A 17,725-nucleotide genomic window follows, 5' to 3' on the forward strand; every position below is an offset into this window, starting at 1 on the left:
TAAAAGTGTTGGAGGGATAGAACGTGTTAAAACCATTAGCAGATCGTGTTATTTTAGAAGTAACAAAAGAAGAAGAAACAACAGTAGGCGGGATCGTCTTAGCAAGTAACGTACAAGAAAAACCACAAACAGGAAAAATTGTTGCAGTTGGTGATGGCCGTACGATGGATAACGGTGAAAAAATTGCTGTTGCTGTTAACGTTGGAGAGACCGTTTTATTTGATAAGTATGCTGGCTCAGAAGTTTCATTCGAAGGTAAAGACTACTTAATTGTTCATGAAAAAGATATCGTTGCAACAGTAGACTAATATAAATTTAAATTAAAGATGAGGTGGATTAATTATGTCAAAGGAATTAAAATTTTCTGAAGATGCTCGTTCAGCAATGCTTAGAGGTGTTGACCAATTAGCCAATACCGTTAAATCAACTTTAGGACCAAAAGGCCGTAATGTTGTTTTAGAAGAATCATATGGCTCACCAATTATTACAAATGATGGTGTAACAATTGCTCGTGCGATTGAATTAGAAGACCATTTTGAAAATATGGGTGCTAAATTAGTATCAGAAGTTGCTTCAAAAACGAATGATATAGCTGGTGATGGAACGACAACTGCTACTGTTTTAACACAAGCTATCGTCACTGAAGGTATGAAGAATGTGACAGCAGGTGCTAACCCTGTTGGGATTCGTCGTGGTATCGAAACTGCTACAAAAGCAGCCGTTGCTGAATTACATGAATTATCACACAAAGTTGAAACAAAAGAAGATATTGCTCAAATTGCTTCTGTATCTTCAGCTAATGAAGAAATTGGTGCTTTAATTGCTGACGCTATGGAAAAAGTTGGTAATGATGGCGTTATTACAATTGAAGAATCAAAAAGCATCGATACATCATTAGATGTCGTTGAAGGGATGCAATTTGATCGAGGTTACTTGTCACAATATATGGTAACTGATAACGATAAAATGGAAGCTAACTTAGAGACACCATATATTTTAGTAACGGATAAGAAAATTTCTAATATTCAAGAAGTCTTACCATTATTACAATCTATTGTGGAACAAGGTCGCCCATTGTTAATCATCGCCGATGATGTTGATGGGGAAGCTTTACCAACATTAGTATTGAATAAAATTCGTGGTACATTTAACGTTGTTGCAGTCAAAGCACCTGGATTTGGTGATCGTCGTAAAGCGATGCTTGAAGATATTGCCATCGTTACTGGTGCAACAGTGATTACTGATGAACTTGGTTTACAATTGAAGGATACAACAATTGAACAATTAGGTTCAGCTGGTAAAGTTAATATTACAAAAGAAAACACAGTTATTGTTGAAGGTTCTGGTGATAAAGCTAAAATTACAGAACGTGTTGGTTTGATTAAAAAACAAATCGATGAAACGACGTCTGAATTTGATCGTGAAAAATTACAAGAACGTTTGGCAAAATTATCTGGTGGGGTTGCTGTCATCAAAGTTGGTGCTGCAACTGAAACAGAATTAAAAGAACGCAAATACCGTATTGAAGATGCTTTGAATGCGACACGCGCTGCTGTCGAAGAAGGATTCGTTGCCGGTGGTGGTACTGCATTTGTTAACGTTATTAGTAAAGTTGCTGCACTTGAAGCAGTTGGCGATGAATTAACGGGTATCAAGATTGTTCAACGTGCTTTGGAAGAACCAGTACGCCAAATTGCAAAGAATGCTGGACTTGAGGGTTCAGTTATTGTTGAAAAACTAAAATCAGAAAAACCTGGTATTGGTTTTAACGCAGCAACAAATGAATGGCAAGATATGATTGAAGTTGGGATTGTTGATCCAACTAAAGTGACACGCTCAGCATTGCAAAATGCAGCTAGTGTCTCAGCCTTATTATTAACAACTGAAGCAGTTGTTGCAGATAAACCAGAACCAGTATCTGCAGCTGATCCACAACAAATGCCTGGTGGTATGGGCGGTATGATGTAACCCATTTGTCATAAAAAATGATGAAAATTTAAGAGCTATTAATCCGTGTTATTCTGGGATTAGTAGCTCTTTTTTTATGCTGAAAATAAAGTTTGTTTGCAGTATTGTATATTTAAAAATAAACGAGTAAAATAGAGTGAATTCGGTGAATAGAAATTAGTAATTAAAATAACTATTCAGTAAAATAAATGCGCTGTTTTGGCATCATTTATGAATGGATTTTTAAATATAGAACATAAGGGGTAAAGAGAAATGCGTCGTTATTTAAAGAGACTTTTAATTGGGAAGCCATTAAAATCTTCTGAAGAAGGAGATCAACAATTATCAAAATTTAAGGCATTAGCGCTCTTATCGTCAGATGCACTCTCATCTGTGGCGTATGGTACGGAACAAATTGTTACCGTTTTAGTGGGCTTTTCAGCAATGGCAATCTGGTATTCATTACCAATTGCATTGTTAGTCTTAGTTTTATTGGCTTCAATTACAATTTCGTATCGCCAAATTATCCATGCTTATCCTAAGGGTGGAGGCGCGTATGTTGTCTCAAGTAAAAACTTAGGTAAAAATGCTGGATTAATTTCTGGTGGATCGCTTTTAATTGATTATATGTTGACAGTAGCGGTTAGTGTTTCCGCAGGGACTGAGGCATTGATTTCTGCGGTACCTTCGTTATATGGACATCAAGTAGCAATCTCAGTGGTTATTATTATTTTGGTAATGGCAATGAACTTACGAGGCTTGCGGGAATCAGCTTCATTCTTAACTATTCCTGTTTATCTTTTCGTGGTTATGATTATATTGATGTTACTAGTTGGTGGTTATAATATTATGACAGGTCAAGTACCTTACCACGCAACAGCTGCTGTGGGTACGGCCGTTCCTGGAATTACACTAGCCTTACTTTTGAAAGCATTCTCATCGGGATCATCTTCATTAACTGGTGTTGAAGCAATTAGTAATGCAGTGCCTTTCTTCAAAAAACCACATGCTAAAAATGCTGCTGCTACTTTAACAATTATGGCGACGCTTTTGGCAGTCTTCTTTGGTGGAATAACATTCTTAAACTATTGGTATGGCATTATTCCTACTGAAAAAGTAACTGTTCTTTCACAAATTGCACAAACAACATTTGGACAAGGTATTTTGTATTACGTTTTCCAATTTTCAACAGTATTGATTTTAGTATTAGCTGCAAATACAGGTTTCTCGGCATTTCCAATTTTAGCGTTTAATTTAGCTAAAGATAAATTTATGCCTCATTTGTATATGGATAAAGGTGATCGATTAGGCTACTCTAACGGAATTATCACGTTAGCGGCCGGATCAATTATTTTAACATTTATATTTAATGGATCAACGTCATTATTAATTCCATTATATGCGGTAGGTGTGTTTATTCCGTTTACGTTGTCTCAGACAGGGATGATTGTAAAATGGTATCATGATCGCCCAAAAGGTTGGATTATGAAAGCCTTTTACAATTTCTTAGGGGCCTTTATCTCATTTAGTATTTTGTTGATTCTCTTTAGATATCGCTTATCAACAGTATGGCCATTCTTTATTATCATGCCAGTTATGTATATTATATTCTATAAAATAAATGATCATTACAATAAAGTTGCCGAACAATTACGTTTAACAGAAGAAGCAGAAATTCATGATTACGATGGCTCCACAGTTATCGTGTTAGTTAGTTCTGTAACGCATGTTACAACGGGTGCAATTAATTATGCACGTTCAATTGGTGACTACGTAATTGCAATGCACGTTTCTTTCGATACAAATCCGGAAAAAGAACATGAAACGGAACGTGAATTTAAAGAACGTTTCCCTGGTGTTCGTTTTGTTGATTTACATTCGTCATATCGTTCAATTGCTTCACCTGTTGTGAAATTTACAGATGTTATTGCTAAGAATGCCGCTGCTCGTAACTTCACAACGACAGTCTTAGTACCACAGTTTGTTCCAAGAAAACCATGGCAAAATATTCTTCATAATCAAACGAGTTTAAGATTGAGAACGGTCTTAAATTCTCGCGAGAATATTATTGTTGCAACATATAATTATCATTTGAAAAAATAAACATTGAAAAGTATCAATTAAATTTAATTGATACTTTTTTTGTATTTATTTAACAACGTGGTATAGTTAAGACTACTATGACAGAATATTTTTAAGGAGAGATATCAAAATGTTTCCAATTATCGTAGCATTTTTCGCAACAGCGCTTATCTCCGCGTTGCTAACTCCCGTTATTAGACTATTTTCAATTAAAATTGGAGCAGTCGATGTTCCAAATAATAGACGAGTAAATAAGGTTTCAATGCCTACAATGGGTGGATTAGCCATTTTTATAGCTTTTAACTTTACGAATTTTTTTATTTTAAAAAATCAATATCCAATAAAAATGTTAGTGACACTGTTTGTTGCTGAATTGGTAATTATTATCACCGGTGTTTTAGATGATAAGTTTGAATTAAAACCACGCCAAAAGATGTTTGGCATCACAGTTGCCGCCTTGATCGTCTACTTTTTTTCAAATATGCGAATGACGACATTCACTTTACCTTATTTTGGTATTATTAATTTAGGATGGATGAGTTTCCCTATTACAATTATTTGGATTTTAGCTATTACAAATGCTATTAATTTAATAGACGGATTAGATGGCTTAGCAACTGGGGTTTCCATTATTGATTTATTTACAAGTGGTTTGGTAGGCTATTTCTTTTTAGTTAATACAAATAGTTATATTGCAATTATGATGTTTACGCTGGTTGCTGCTCTGATTGGATTTTTGCCATATAATTTCTTTCCAGCTAGAATCTACTTAGGGGATACAGGCGCGTTATTTATTGGATTTATGATTTCAGTATTCTCTTTATCTGGACTTAAAAATGCAACTTTTATTTCTATTATTGTGCCTGTTTTAATATTGGGTGTACCAATTACGGATACTGTTTATGCAATGTTACGCCGGATTTTAAATAAAAAGCCTATCTCTCAAGCAGACAAACATCATTTACATCATCGTTTGATGCAAATGGGGTTAACGCATCGACAGACAGTATTAGTTATATATGGCATTGCGTTAATTTTTTCATTTATTTCATTACTTTATCCAATATCATCAATTTGGGGTTCAATACTAATGTCAGTTGCGACATTAGTGGGACTAGAACTATTCGTAGAGTCCATCGGATTAGTTGGATCTAAACGAAAGCCACTGCTAAATTGGATTAAAAGAATTGTTAAAACGATGACTTCAAAAAAATAGATAGTAAAAAGGATGTCCAGTAATTGGGCATCCTTTTTACTTAACTTGAATTTCATTATATAAATCTTGGCCTAATTTAAAAGTTATTTGGTTATTGAGTAGGTTGATTAGTTGATCTTGTAAGGTTAATATCAAATTTTTATCAACTGCTAAAGTTATTTCTACTGTTTCAAGATAGGTTGTGTGTTGGATTATAATTGAATTTTTTTCAAGATAATTTTCAAGTTTTCCAACATTTTGGTAAGCAATTTGGCAAATAAGTTCGGTTTGTAAAATACGTTCAACGATACCAATTTGTTCAATCGTCTGCGAAGCAGCATTACTATAAGCACGGATTAAACCACCAGCACCTAGCTTAATACCACCAAACTTTCGACTAACAACGATACAAATATTTTTAAGCTGATTTTTTTTAATAACTTCTAGAATGGGAACACCAGCCGTTCCAGAGGGTTCACCATCATCGCTTTGACGTTGGATTTCAGACTCAGTACCAAATGTGTATGCAAAACAGTGATGTCTTGCTTTAGGTTCTAATTTCTTGACTGATTCAATAAAAGCAACTGCATCAGATTCTGTCGCGATTCGAGTGACACGACAAATGAAGGAAGACTTCTTTTCAATTAATGTGGCTAAACCAGATTCTTTAATTGTTAAATAATTTTTTGACATAATTAAGGTTCCTTTGCGTATTTAAACTTATTGAAGGGATTGAGGAGAATGACACTTTCAAGTTTGTATGGTCGTTTAATAACTGATTCAGAAATTGACGAAACTATTAATTTAGATGAACTTACGTCGTACCCAGGAATTAGTATTGAAGATAAACAATTAATCTGTCGCAGATGCCTTTCACAACTTAATTTAAAGGAAAATAAATTACAAGGTGACCGGTACTATTGTTCATACTGTATGATATTAGGACGTATTTCAACTACGACTACACTTTATACTATACCTGAACCCAACTTGTTTTCAACTCAAAAAGGGAGTCCATTGACGTGGAATGGAGAATTAACGACTAGCCAAGAAATATGTGCTAATGAAGTGAAACAAATTTTTAAAAATTCGGGTGCCCGGCATTTACTGTGGGCGGTAACCGGCGCTGGTAAAACAGAAATGCTATTCAAAGGTATTGAAGCTGCTATTATGGATGGTAAGCGCATCTGTTTAGCATCACCACGGGTCGATGTTTGTATTGAATTATTTCCGAGATTGCAGGCAGCATTTCAAAATATTGATATTTGTTTGCTGCACGGAAAGACAACGGAACCATACCGTTATACCCAACTAGTCATCTGTACAACACATCAATTGTTAAGATTTCATAAAGCGTTTGACGTTATGATAGTTGATGAGGTAGATGCCTTTCCATATGCACAGAATCAATTACTGCTTCAAGCAACAACACAAGCAACTAAACAAAAAGGGGCAAGTTTATTTTTAACGGCAACCCCAAGTGAGGATCTGTTAAAGGAGGTTCGCTTAAAACAATTAACGGTTAGTTATTTACCAATACGCTTTCATGGTCAATTATTGCCTGAAATTAAAATTAAATTTGAAAAAGCGTGGGAAAAGAATTTAAAAAAAGGACGTTTACCCAAAAAATTAACACTGAAAATGACAGAGTGGCTAAAACGTAAGGATCCATTTTTAATTTTTGTGCCGAAAATTTGGTTATTGGAACCAGTAATGGAAGCATTTAAAAAGAAGTTTCCTAATTTAAAGGGGGACACTGTTTATTCTGAAGATCCAGATAGACTAGATAAAGTTAAGGCAATTAGAACAGGCGAACTACGGTATCTAATCACAACAACAATTTTAGAACGTGGTGTGACATTTGCTAATCTGGATGTTTTTGTTCTGGGTGCAGATGATAAAACTTTTTCAACGGCAGCGTTAGTTCAGATTGCTGGCAGAGTGGGACGTAATGTCAATCGTCCGTTTGGTGACGTTATCTTTTTATGTTGTGACTACACGATTTCAATAAAAAAGGCAGTTGGACAAATAAAAACGATGAATCGTAAAGCAAGGAAATTAAAGATATGAGAAACTGTCAGATTTGTCATAATACATTTAGTCAAAAATTAACGCTAGCATTTATATTATCGACTAAACCTTATGAAAAAAAGATAGTTTGTAAGAGATGCCAGGAGCAGTTACGATTGATTAATACTCAGTTAGCCTGTAGAGGATGCGGTCGAGAACAAAATAGGCCACAATTATGTGCGGATTGTAAGAAATGGCAACTTATTTATCCTAATTTAAATTTTCAGAATCAAGCGTTGTACATTTATAATGATTTTATGAAAGATATCATTAAAAATTATAAGTTTAATGGTGATTATCAGCTGAGAACTATTTTTCAAGTACAATTAAAGCACAAAATAGAAACAATTGATTTTGATTACCTCGTGGTGATACCTGTTGATTCTGAAACGTTAAATAATCGAGGATTTAATCAAGTCTGTGGTCTTTTAGATATTAAGCATGATCATTTTTTAGTGCGAAATAATACGGTTAAAGAAAAACAATCGCATAAAAATAGGCAACAAAGGCTTGAATTAATTCAACCGTTTGAACTTAGTCCAGATTGCCCAGATTTATCGGATAAAGTTGTTTTGATTGTGGATGATATTTATACTACCGGCCGAACACTATTTTATGCCCATATTTTGTTAGCACAAAATGCTAAAAGCATTAAGAGTATTACCCTTGCAAGATAATGAACAATAGGTACAATTTTTAAATAAATTAGTATGATATATTTAAGCAAAAGTTAAAATGACTGTTAACGATTACAATGGCGTTTTAAATAGATTTGTTAAGGGATATCATTTGTAAATTTAAGTCTATTCGCTTATAATTAAATCAAGCGGTAAGGTAATTAATAGTTTCGTTACCTGCTGTAGATTGAAGGGAGAGTTTATTATGTTAAAATACAATATTCGCGGTGAAAATGTTGAAGTTACAGATGTTACTAGAGATTATGTTGAAAAGAAATTATTTAAATTAGAAAAATACTTTACTGATACATCTAATTCAACGGCCCATGTTAATTTAAAAGTTTATTCAGATAAAACGGCCAAAGTTGAAGTGACAGTTCCGATGCCTTCTCTCGTCCTTCGAGCTGAAGAAACATCACAAGATTTACTTTCAAGTGTTGATCTTGTGACTGATAAATTAGAACGTCAAATTCGCAAATATAAAACTAAAATTAATCGCCAATCAAGAGGCAAGGGAATTAAAGATATTGAAATTCGTAATGAAATTGCTGATGAAGAATCAGATTCTATTGATGAAGTAAGCAAATTTGATGTTGTTCGGACAAAGCATGTTTCTTTAAAACCAATGAATAGTGAAGAAGCTATTTTACAAATGGATATGTTGAGCCATAACTTCTTTATTTACGAAGATGCTGATACAGAGGGTATTAACATTGTTTACAAACGTAAAGATGGTCGCTATGGTTTAATTGAAGCTGAAGATTAAACTAACCTTGAAAAGCCTGTTGAGTAAGTTAACTACTCAGGGCTTTTTTGTTATTTTAGTTTAAAATTTATTGATTTAGTGATACTATAAAAAATGATATTATAATTAAAAATAATTCAATAAATGTGTTTGATATATAAGGGGAAAAGCTAAATGGCAAATGTATTAAGACAATGGGTTGAAAGTGATAATCGTGAATTAAGAAAACTAGGCAAAATAGCCGATAATATTGAAAATATGGCCGACGAGATGGCTTTATTATCTGATGATGAACTAAAAGCTAAAACACCTGCTTTTAAAGCAAGATATCAAGAAGGTGAAACGCTTGATGATCTTTTACCAGAAGCATTTGCAGTGGTACGAGAAGCCGCAAAACGTGTGTTAGGACTATACCCATTCCGTGTGCAAATGATTGGTGGAATGGTTTTAAATAATGGTGATATTGCGGAGATGAAAACTGGTGAAGGTAAAACTTTAACAGCTACTATGCCCGTTTATTTAAATGCAATTTCAGGTCTAGGTGTTCATGTTGTTACTGTTAATGAATATTTATCAAGCCGTGATGCAACAGAAATGGGCGAATTATATTCATGGTTAGGTTTAACTGTCGGATTGAATATTAACGAAAAAACAGCTGAAGAAAAGCGCGAAGCCTACGCAGCTGATATTACCTATTCAACAAATAGTGAATTAGGCTTTGATTACTTACGTGATAACATGGTTGTTTATCGTGAAGATATGGTTCAAAGACCTTTAAACTATGTTATCGTCGATGAAGTTGATTCAATTTTGATTGATGAAGCTAGAACACCGTTGATTATTTCTGGTCAAGCTGAAAAGACGACTGCCATGTATGTTCGTGCAGATCGTTTTGTTAAAACGTTAACTGAAGAAGAAGACTATAAAATTGATCTTGAATCAAAATCAATTTCATTAACCGAAGAAGGAATTCGTAAAGGTGAAAAATATTTTGGACTAGATAATTTATATGATACAGATAATACAATTTTGACTCATCATTTGGATAATGCATTACGGGCTAATTTTGTTATGCTACGTGATAAAGATTATGTTGTACAAGATGGTGAAGTTATGATTGTTGATCAATTTACTGGTCGTATTATGGAAGGTCGTCGTTATTCTGATGGTGTTCATCAAGCTATCGAGGCTAAAGAACATGTTGAAATTGAAGACGAAACTAAAACAATGGCTAACATCACTTACCAAAATTTCTTTAGAATGTACAAGAAATTATCTGGTATGACGGGTACTGCTAAAACTGAAGAAGAAGAATTCCGTGAAATTTATAATATGGAAGTTGTTCAAATTCCAACGAATAAACCTATTATTCGTGATGATAAAGCAGATTTATTGTATCCATCTTTAAATAGCAAATTTAAAGCTGTCATTGCTGATATCAAAGAACGCCATGAAGCTGGTCAACCTATGTTGATTGGTACTGTAGCAGTTGAAACGTCAGAATTATTGGCACAAATGTTAGATGATGCTGAAATTCCACATGCTGTCTTAAATGCTAAAAATCATGAACGTGAAGCTGAAATCATTTTAAATGCTGGACAACGTGGTGCTGTTACCATAGCTACGAATATGGCCGGACGTGGAACTGATATTAAATTAGGCCCTGGCGTTAAAGAAATTGGTGGATTAGCTGTTATTGGTACAGAACGCCATGAATCTCGTCGTATTGATAATCAACTTCGTGGCCGTGCTGGCCGTCAAGGGGATGATGGGATGACACAATTCTATCTTTCTTTGGAAGATGATTTGATGTTACGATTCGGTTCAGAACGTATTAAGAGCTTCTTAGAACGTATGAACATTACTGAAGATGACGCTGTTATCCAAAGTCGTATGATTACAAAACAAGTTGAATCAGCACAAAAACGTGTCGAAGGTAATAACTATGATACACGTAAAAATGTTTTACAATATGATGATGTTATGCGTGAACAACGTGAGGTTATTTATAACCAGAGACAACAAATTATTATGGAAGAAAAAACATTAAAACCTGTTATTATGCCTATGATACAACGTACTGTTAATCATATTGTTCAGATGCACACGCAAGGTGACCAAAATGAATGGAATTTACAAGCTATTGTAGATTTTGCTGTCTCTTCAATGGTTAATGAAGACAGTATCTCATTGGCAGATTTAGAAGGTAAAGATGCTAACCAAATCGAAGCCTACTTGGTCGACCGCGCTGAAAAGAACTATGAAATTAAAGAAGATCAATTAGTTGATGCAGCACAAATGCTTGAATTTGAAAAAGTGGTTGTGTTACGTGTTGTTGATGATAAATGGACAGCGCATATTGATGCAATGGATCAACTTCGTCAGTCTATTGGACTACGTGGCTACGGACAATTAAACCCTCTAGTTGAATACCAATCAGATGGATTTAGAATGTTCGAAGAAGTCGTTGGAGCAATAGAATTTGAAGTGACACGTTTATTTATGAAAGCTGAAATCAGACAAAATATTAAACGTTAATCAAAAAGTTAATCAGAGAACATTATTAAAGAGTCACTTCCGAATTCGATAGAGTTTGAAGGTGACTCTTTTTAGTAAATTAAGGAGAAAATTGATGGAATTAAGCGATTATAGGAAACAAATTAATGAAATGGAACAAAAAATAACTAACTTCAGGGGGTCTCTTTGACTTAGAGACGCTGAATGAACGTATTTCTGAAAATGAAGAACGAATGGCTAACCCAGATTTTTGGAATCACCAAGAAGAAGCACAAAAAGTTATTGACGAAAACAATCAATTAAAAGGTAAATATGATGCGTTTCATGATTTAGAGAGTAAGGTATCAGAATTACAAGTCATGCTTGAATTATTACAAGAAGAAAATGATAATGATATGCTAATAGAATTTGATGACTTGTTTAACGAGACAAAAAAAGCACTCGACAAGTATCAATTACGATTATTATTGAATGAACCTTATGATAGCAGAAATGCTATTTTAGAAATCCATCCAGGTGCAGGAGGTACCGAATCTCAGGATTGGGGATTAATGTTACTTAGAATGTATACGAGATGGGCTGAAAAAAGTGGGCTAATCGTCGAAACAGTAGATTATCAATCTGGCGATGAAGCGGGATTGAAAAGTGTGACGCTTCTTATTAAGGGAGTAAACGCGTATGGTTATCTTAAGAGTGAAAAAGGGGTGCATCGATTAGTTCGTATTTCACCTTTTGATGCTGCTGGTCGACGCCACACGTCTTTTGCATCTGTTGATGTGATGCCAGAGTTGGATGATTCAGTCGAAATAGAATTAAATCAAGATGATATCAGAATGGAAGTATTTAGATCATCCGGAGCTGGTGGACAACATATTAATAAAACATCTTCAGCAGTTAGATTAATTCATATTCCAACAGGGATAGTAACTTCGAGCCAAGCGCAGCGGTCACAATTTCAAAATAGGGCAACGGCTGAAAGTATGATGAAATCTAAGTTATATCAACTTGAAATGGAAGCAAAAGAAAAAGAACGTGCTGCCATTCAAGGTGAACAAATGGATATTGGATGGGGGTCGCAGATTCGATCATATGTGTTCCACCCATACTCAATGGTTAAGGATCATCGTTCCGATTTTGAGACTGGTAATGTTCAAGCGGTAATGGACGGTGATATAGATGGATTTATTAATGCTTATTTACAGTGGAAATTAAAAAATGAAAATCCAAGTTAAAAAATGAAACTTAATTGTAAGACTACTGCAATATAAAGGTAAATAATCATGCTATAATGAAAATGTTATGAAAATAGACACAGGAGGATTCACTGTTTGATAGAATTTAAAAATGTATTTAAACAATATTCTGATGATATTATTGCAAGCAATGATATTAATCTTCGAATTGACCAAGGTGAATTCGTATATGTGGTTGGACCTAGTGGTGCCGGAAAGTCGACATTTATAAAAATGATGTACCATGAAGAACAAGCAACATCTGGTGAAATCACAGTAAATGATTTTCATTTAGAAACGATGAAACCAAAAGAAGTACCATTTTTACGAAGAGATTTAGGAATTGTATTCCAAGATTTCAAATTATTACCTCGTTTAACAATTTTTGAAAATATTGCATACGCGTTAGAAGTTATTGAAAAAGAACCTGCAGAAATTAAAGAACGTGTTGATTACGTGCTAGATCTTGTTGATTTGTCTGACAAGGCGGATAAATTTCCGGAAGAATTATCTGGTGGTGAACAACAAAGAATTGCGATTGCACGTGCAGTTGCAAATAAACCAGAAGTCTTAATTGCTGATGAACCAACGGGGAATTTAGACCCTGAAACGTCAGATGATATTATGTCAATTTTAGAAAAAGTTAATGAACAAGGGACAACAGTTATCATGGCAACTCATAATAGTATTATTGTGAACAAATATCCACATCGTTTGTTGGCTATTGAAGATGGCCGTATTGCCCGAGATGAAGAAGGAGGAAAATACGGTTATGAAAATGAGAACGTTTAGGCGTCATTTTGGTGAAAGTATTAAGAGTTTACGTCGTAATGGATGGATGTCTGTTGCTGCTATTAGTGCTGTTACTGTAACGTTAATTTTGGTTGGGGTGTTACTTTCAATCTTAATGAACGTAAATAAATTAGCATCTGATGTTGAGAACGATGTTCAAGTCAGAGTGTTTGTTGAACGAAAGACAACAAAGAATCAACAGGCTGATTTGAAAAAGAAACTTGAAAGTTATTCAGAAGTTAAAAAAGTTACTTTTTCAAGTAAAAAGGAGCAATTACAACAAGTTGTTGGTAGTTATGGTAATGAATTTAAGTTATTTGGTGGGGATGATAATCCACTATATGATACATTTGATGTTCAAACTAAAAAACCAAAACAAACTGAGCAAATTGCAAAACGTGCTAAAAGTTTAGATTATGTAAATGATGCTAGTTTTGGGGGCACATCTGCTAAAAAACTATTTAAAGTAGTTGGTAATATCCAAAAATGGGGTATGATTATTAGTGCTTTACTCCTCTTTGTTGCAGTATTCTTAATTTCTAACACGATTAGAATCACAATTTTATCTCGAAGAAATGAGATTGGAATTATGCGTCTAGTAGGTGCGACGAATGGATTTATCAGATGGCCGTTTTTACTTGAAGGTGCATGGACTGGGCTTTTAGGTGCTATCATTCCAATTATTTTAGTTGATTTTGGCTATATTTGGATTTATAACGGTTTACAAGTTTCGTTGGCATCAACTAGTTATCAATTATTAACACCAGGAACTTTCTTGGCAGAAATTGATTTATTATTAGTGTCAATCGGGATAATTATTGGTGCTTTAGGATCGTTCGTTTCAATGCGTCGTTTCCTTAAAATTTAATTAAATTTTAAAAGACTGATTTTGCTAAATGCAAAATTCAGTCTTTTTTGTTATTATGATTATCTTTTTTGAATCATGACAAAGCATGATATAATTTGAGTACTATATATTAAAGAAAATAGGTGCATTTATGGTAACGCTTAAAATTATTGGAAACTTTTTCATGCAACCAACGCTTTGGTTAGCAATTATACTGATTTATGGTATGTATACACGAAGAATTAAAAAAGAGAGACAAGCATTTAGAACAGCTGTCGATAGTGATTTTTATGAGGGACGTCATGCAATAAAAGTAGGCTTTATTTTTAGTATTATTGGATCAATGTTACTATTTGGACTAGGTGTTATGTTGCCTATTAACTGGGTAGTTATTTATGCTATTTTTATGATTTTAGGACTACTACTATACCCAGTATTTGATGCTATCTTTCCGCTATTTATTATATCGGGACTAGTATATGGGATGACTAAATCTCAATTAAGTAATTTTGAAATATTTAAATATGAAGAATTTCACGTTGAATTTACGACAGGGATTCTACTGATAGGGACAGTCATTTTATTTATAACTGCTTGTGCGCTGTATTTATTCAGAAATAGTCCCTTATCGCCGAACACACAGTCAGGTAAACGAGGGCGAAATATATCGTCGTTTAGTATGAAGGATCTGTATCTGGTGCCACTTGTAATTCTAACACCGGGTGATCAATTCCATAGTGTACTCTCTTGGTGGCCAATTATTCATATAGCAGGTACAGAATTTAACATCATTATTTTACCATTAATTGTTGGGCTATCATTACGTATCTATAAAGAAATACCAAGAGTAGCTATCAAATTTATAAAAAAACAATACTTATATTTAGCTTTTATAGGGACAGGTTTAGCGATAATGGCTATATTTATACCAATAATGGGGATATATGGATTAATTGTTCTATTAGTTGCGTATTGTATCAGCCAATATATGATCAAACGCCATGATAATAAACAAGAAAAATGGTTTGCAGAATCCAATGAAGGAATATTAATTGTAGGGGTACGCCCAGGTACGCCAGCTTCAAAGATGGACGTAGAGGTTGGTGATGTGGTCGTTCAATGTAATGGCATTGAAGTTAGAAACGAAACCGAATTGTATGAAGCATTACAGAGTAGCTCAACGTATTGTCGATTAAAAATTAGGACATTTAGTGGAGATACAAAAATAACAGAAAGTGCGATATTTTCAGACTCACCATATGAAATAGGGTTAGTCATAATTAAATAAATTTAGTTATCAGGGGGATAAATAATGAAAAAAATTTTAGTTGTAGATGATGAACCAGCAATTGTTACGCTGTTAACGTATAATCTAGAAAATGCGAACTATGAAGTGCATGTAGCAATAGATGGGCCTAGTGCATTTAAAAAAGCAACAGAACAAAATTTTGATTTCATTATTCTCGATTTGATGCTGCCTGGTTACGATGGTATCGAAGTTACAAAAAAATTAAGACAAGAAAAAGTAAAAACGCCAATAATCATTTTAACGGCTAAAGATGATGAATTGAATAAAATAATTGGTTTAGAAATTGGTGCAGACGATTATATGACTAAACCGTTTAGTCCAAGAGAAGTAATAGCAAGAATTAAGGCTATTTTGAGACGTACTGAACATGACTCATCTAAGGATGAACAAATTGATAATGAAGTGAGAGAATTTAAAGATTTTAAAATTGATTTTTCTAACTATTCAGTTTATAAAAATGATGAAAAAGTTGCATTAACACCAAAAGAGTTCGAACTTTTAGTATATTTTATTAAACGAACAGGACGTGTGCTAAGTAGAGAAAAGTTATTGAGCGGTGTTTGGGGATACGATTATGAAGGGCAAACAAGGATGATAGATATGCATGTGAGCCATTTACGCGAAAAATTAGAAGTAGATGCTAAAAACCCCCTATATTTAAAGACAGTTCGAGGATTTGGCTATAAGTTTGAGGAGAATAAATGAAACAAAAACTAAAATGGATAATTACGACGTTAATCTTGTTGCTAAATTTAACATTTAGTATGACACTTCTATGGGATGTATCCGGGAAACTTTTTAGTAAGAATAGTATTATTGGAGTAAGTGTGTTGAGTTTGATTGAAATAGCTATACTTTATAAAATAGCATCTAAAGCAGGTGCTGAGTCCGAATTAATGGCTAATATATTGAATAGTTTAGTCAATAAAGGAGATTCTTATCATGTATTACTAGATACAGATAGTCCCAATTTTGAATTATCGAAAGCCATTAATCGTGTTGAAAGTTATCAAAAGAAAAGAAATATTCACTATCAGGTACAAAATAATAACTATCTAAAATTAATTGAACATTTGACAGTTGGGGTTATGCAAATTGATCATAAAAGACAAGTACTAGTCGTAAATGATATGATTTCTAAATTATTAGGCCAACAGATAGAAAGTAAGCAACATTCATATATTGATGATATTAAAACATACAAATTGAGTGGACTAATTGAAAAAGCCATTAAAACACAAGATAAGCAAAGAGATGAAGTTGAAATTGCCAATACAAACAGAGTGGTTGATGCAACGGTCGTCTATATAGCAAATAACAATGTAGAATTTCAAGTAATCGTAATTTTATATGATATAACTGAGCTGAAATTATTAGAGAAAATGCAAAATGAATTTGTCGGAAATGTGAGTCATGAATTGAAAACACCAGTAACAGCAATTAAAGGATTTGCTGAAACTCTTTTAGAAGAATCTGTTGATTCAAGTACAACTAACAAATTTTTAAATATTATTTATGACGAAAGTGAAAAATTAGAAGTATTAATTCAAGAGATATTAAAATTAGCAAAAGGGCAAAAACCCAAAGAAAATATTTCGAGTTTCAATTTAGATGCTATGATAAATTATGAGTTAGATTTATTAAGTAGTACTATTAAAAGTAAAAATTTAATAGTAGACAAGAGAATAACAAAAGATCTTTATGTAAAGTTTGATAAAAATAAGATAGCCACTATCTTAGGTAATTTATTGCAAAACGCTGTTAAATATAATGTTGATAATGGGCGTATGGTAGTTGAAGTAGGCAAAATAAAGACAAGATTTTTTATAGCAGTATCAGATACTGGTATTGGTATTTCAAATCAAGACAAAAAAAGAATATTTGAACGTTTCTATAGAGTAGATCCGTCTAGAAATAAACAAATAGAAGGTAATGGGCTTGGCCTCGCTATTGTGCAGGAACTAGTGACATCAATGGGTGGAGAGATTAGTGTGAAAGATTCGAATGATAAGGGGACTGAAATTACGATTTATTTGTAATATTAAGAGATATTCACATAAATAGACTTGACCAAGAAAAAGAAAGCTGATATATTTAATAAGTGCTATTGAGGCGATAATGAATATCGCAAATAAAGTGTTGACATGAGATATACCAGATGGTATATTAATAAAGCTGATTGATACGGCAAGAAGAAATGAATATTTATTCAAAAAATTCTTGACAAATCATGATGTGGTTGATATGATATAAAAGTTGTCAAAAGCAACCAAGTAGATCTTTGAAAACTGAACAAATTTTCGACAAATCAA

Annotated in this window: 15 protein-coding genes; 14 read left to right on the forward strand and 1 reads right to left on the reverse strand. The window is 33.5% G+C overall.

All coding sequences use genetic code 11. From position 1 onward, the window contains the following. Positions 1-23: 23 nt before the first annotated feature. The 4 genes from groES to AC1RO3_RS06920 all read left to right on the forward strand — a co-directional run bounded on the left by groES (position 24) and on the right by AC1RO3_RS06920 (position 5,245). A complete protein-coding gene (gene groES, locus AC1RO3_RS06905) occupies positions 24-308 on the forward strand; it encodes a co-chaperone GroES (RefSeq protein ID WP_481761952.1) in 285 nt (94 codons plus the stop codon). A 34-nt stretch (positions 309-342) separates the two neighbouring features. Then, positions 343-1,968 carry a chaperonin GroEL gene (gene groL / locus AC1RO3_RS06910; RefSeq protein ID WP_481761953.1) on the forward strand — a complete coding sequence of 542 codons (1,626 nt, stop codon included), beginning with the start codon at positions 343-345 and terminating at the stop codon, positions 1,966-1,968. A 252-nt stretch (positions 1,969-2,220) separates the two neighbouring features. Then, entirely contained in the window at positions 2,221-4,050 is a 1,830-nt protein-coding gene (locus AC1RO3_RS06915; RefSeq protein ID WP_481761954.1) for an APC family permease, read from the forward strand. Positions 4,051-4,159: 109 nt separating this feature from the next. Further along, complete coding sequence (locus AC1RO3_RS06920; protein ID WP_481761955.1) at positions 4,160-5,245, forward strand: glycosyltransferase family 4 protein; 1,086 nt, start codon at positions 4,160-4,162, stop codon at positions 5,243-5,245. A 36-nt stretch (positions 5,246-5,281) separates the two neighbouring features. Here the strand turns inward: AC1RO3_RS06920 and AC1RO3_RS06925 are convergent, their stop codons facing one another. Further along, positions 5,282-5,917 carry a YigZ family protein gene (locus AC1RO3_RS06925; RefSeq protein WP_481761956.1) on the reverse strand — a complete coding sequence of 212 codons (636 nt, stop codon included), beginning with the start codon at positions 5,915-5,917 and terminating at the stop codon, positions 5,282-5,284. Positions 5,918-5,965: 48 nt separating this feature from the next. Between AC1RO3_RS06925 and AC1RO3_RS06930 the strand changes: the two genes are divergently transcribed. From AC1RO3_RS06930 to AC1RO3_RS06975, 10 genes are all read left to right on the forward strand, one after another. Beyond that, positions 5,966-7,294 (forward strand): ATP-dependent helicase ComFA, encoded by a 1,329-nt coding sequence (locus tag AC1RO3_RS06930; RefSeq protein WP_481761957.1) that lies wholly within the window; start codon positions 5,966-5,968, stop codon positions 7,292-7,294. A 116-nt stretch (positions 7,295-7,410) separates the two neighbouring features. Then, the gene (locus AC1RO3_RS06935) at positions 7,411-7,971 is read left to right on the forward strand and encodes a ComF family protein (protein ID WP_481761958.1); all 561 of its coding nucleotides are present in this window, start codon (positions 7,411-7,413) and stop codon (positions 7,969-7,971) included. 205 nt (positions 7,972-8,176) lie between these two features. Continuing rightward, the gene (hpf, locus tag AC1RO3_RS06940; RefSeq protein WP_409021489.1) at positions 8,177-8,737 is read left to right on the forward strand and encodes a ribosome hibernation-promoting factor, HPF/YfiA family; all 561 of its coding nucleotides are present in this window, start codon (positions 8,177-8,179) and stop codon (positions 8,735-8,737) included. A 153-nt stretch (positions 8,738-8,890) separates the two neighbouring features. Beyond that, positions 8,891-11,254, forward strand: a complete 2,364-nt coding sequence (gene secA / locus AC1RO3_RS06945; RefSeq protein ID WP_481761959.1) for a preprotein translocase subunit SecA — start codon at positions 8,891-8,893, stop codon at positions 11,252-11,254. A 94-nt stretch (positions 11,255-11,348) separates the two neighbouring features. Continuing rightward, a protein-coding gene (gene prfB / locus AC1RO3_RS06950) for a peptide chain release factor 2 (RefSeq protein WP_481761960.1) occupies positions 11,349-12,465 on the forward strand; the annotation gives its coding sequence in 2 pieces (ribosomal slippage) (positions 11,349-11,420 and positions 11,422-12,465; 1,116 coding nt in all). Between the two features lie 96 nt (positions 12,466-12,561). Continuing rightward, complete coding sequence (gene ftsE, locus AC1RO3_RS06955; RefSeq protein ID WP_481761961.1) at positions 12,562-13,257, forward strand: cell division ATP-binding protein FtsE; 696 nt, start codon at positions 12,562-12,564, stop codon at positions 13,255-13,257. Then, positions 13,238-14,125, forward strand: coding sequence for a permease-like cell division protein FtsX (gene ftsX, locus AC1RO3_RS06960; RefSeq protein WP_481761962.1), 888 nt, complete (start codon positions 13,238-13,240; stop codon positions 14,123-14,125). The genes ftsE and ftsX overlap by 20 nt, the downstream gene beginning before the upstream one ends. Positions 14,126-14,255: 130 nt before the next feature. Then, positions 14,256-15,392, forward strand: coding sequence for a PDZ domain-containing protein (locus AC1RO3_RS06965; RefSeq protein ID WP_481761963.1), 1,137 nt, complete (start codon positions 14,256-14,258; stop codon positions 15,390-15,392). A gap of 24 nt (positions 15,393-15,416) precedes the next feature. Continuing rightward, positions 15,417-16,118, forward strand: coding sequence for a response regulator transcription factor (locus tag AC1RO3_RS06970; RefSeq protein ID WP_481761964.1), 702 nt, complete (start codon positions 15,417-15,419; stop codon positions 16,116-16,118). A gap of 191 nt (positions 16,119-16,309) precedes the next feature. Next, complete coding sequence (locus AC1RO3_RS06975; RefSeq protein WP_481762412.1) at positions 16,310-17,452, forward strand: sensor histidine kinase; 1,143 nt, start codon at positions 16,310-16,312, stop codon at positions 17,450-17,452. The last annotated feature ends 273 nt before the right edge of the window (positions 17,453-17,725 follow it).

Source organism: Dellaglioa sp. CoH-57-MRSF-19 (genome assembly GCF_056781975.1).

Coding starts and splice junctions, on each gene's coding strand:
- AC1RO3_RS06920 (WP_481761955.1), top strand. CDS start 4,160: ATGTTTCCAATTATCGTAGCATTTTTCGCAACAGCGCTTATCTCCGCG.
- secA (WP_481761959.1), top strand. CDS start 8,891: ATGGCAAATGTATTAAGACAATGGGTTGAAAGTGATAATCGTGAATTA.
- ftsX (WP_481761962.1), top strand. CDS start 13,238: ATGAAAATGAGAACGTTTAGGCGTCATTTTGGTGAAAGTATTAAGAGT.
- AC1RO3_RS06930 (WP_481761957.1), top strand. CDS start 5,966: ATGACACTTTCAAGTTTGTATGGTCGTTTAATAACTGATTCAGAAATT.
- AC1RO3_RS06965 (WP_481761963.1), top strand. CDS start 14,256: ATGGTAACGCTTAAAATTATTGGAAACTTTTTCATGCAACCAACGCTT.
- AC1RO3_RS06970 (WP_481761964.1), top strand. CDS start 15,417: ATGAAAAAAATTTTAGTTGTAGATGATGAACCAGCAATTGTTACGCTG.
- groL (WP_481761953.1), top strand. CDS start 343: ATGTCAAAGGAATTAAAATTTTCTGAAGATGCTCGTTCAGCAATGCTT.
- AC1RO3_RS06975 (WP_481762412.1), top strand. CDS start 16,310: ATGGCTAATATATTGAATAGTTTAGTCAATAAAGGAGATTCTTATCAT.
- AC1RO3_RS06915 (WP_481761954.1), top strand. CDS start 2,221: ATGCGTCGTTATTTAAAGAGACTTTTAATTGGGAAGCCATTAAAATCT.
- AC1RO3_RS06925 (WP_481761956.1), bottom strand. CDS start 5,917: ATGTCAAAAAATTATTTAACAATTAAAGAATCTGGTTTAGCCACATTA.
- hpf (WP_409021489.1), top strand. CDS start 8,177: ATGTTAAAATACAATATTCGCGGTGAAAATGTTGAAGTTACAGATGTT.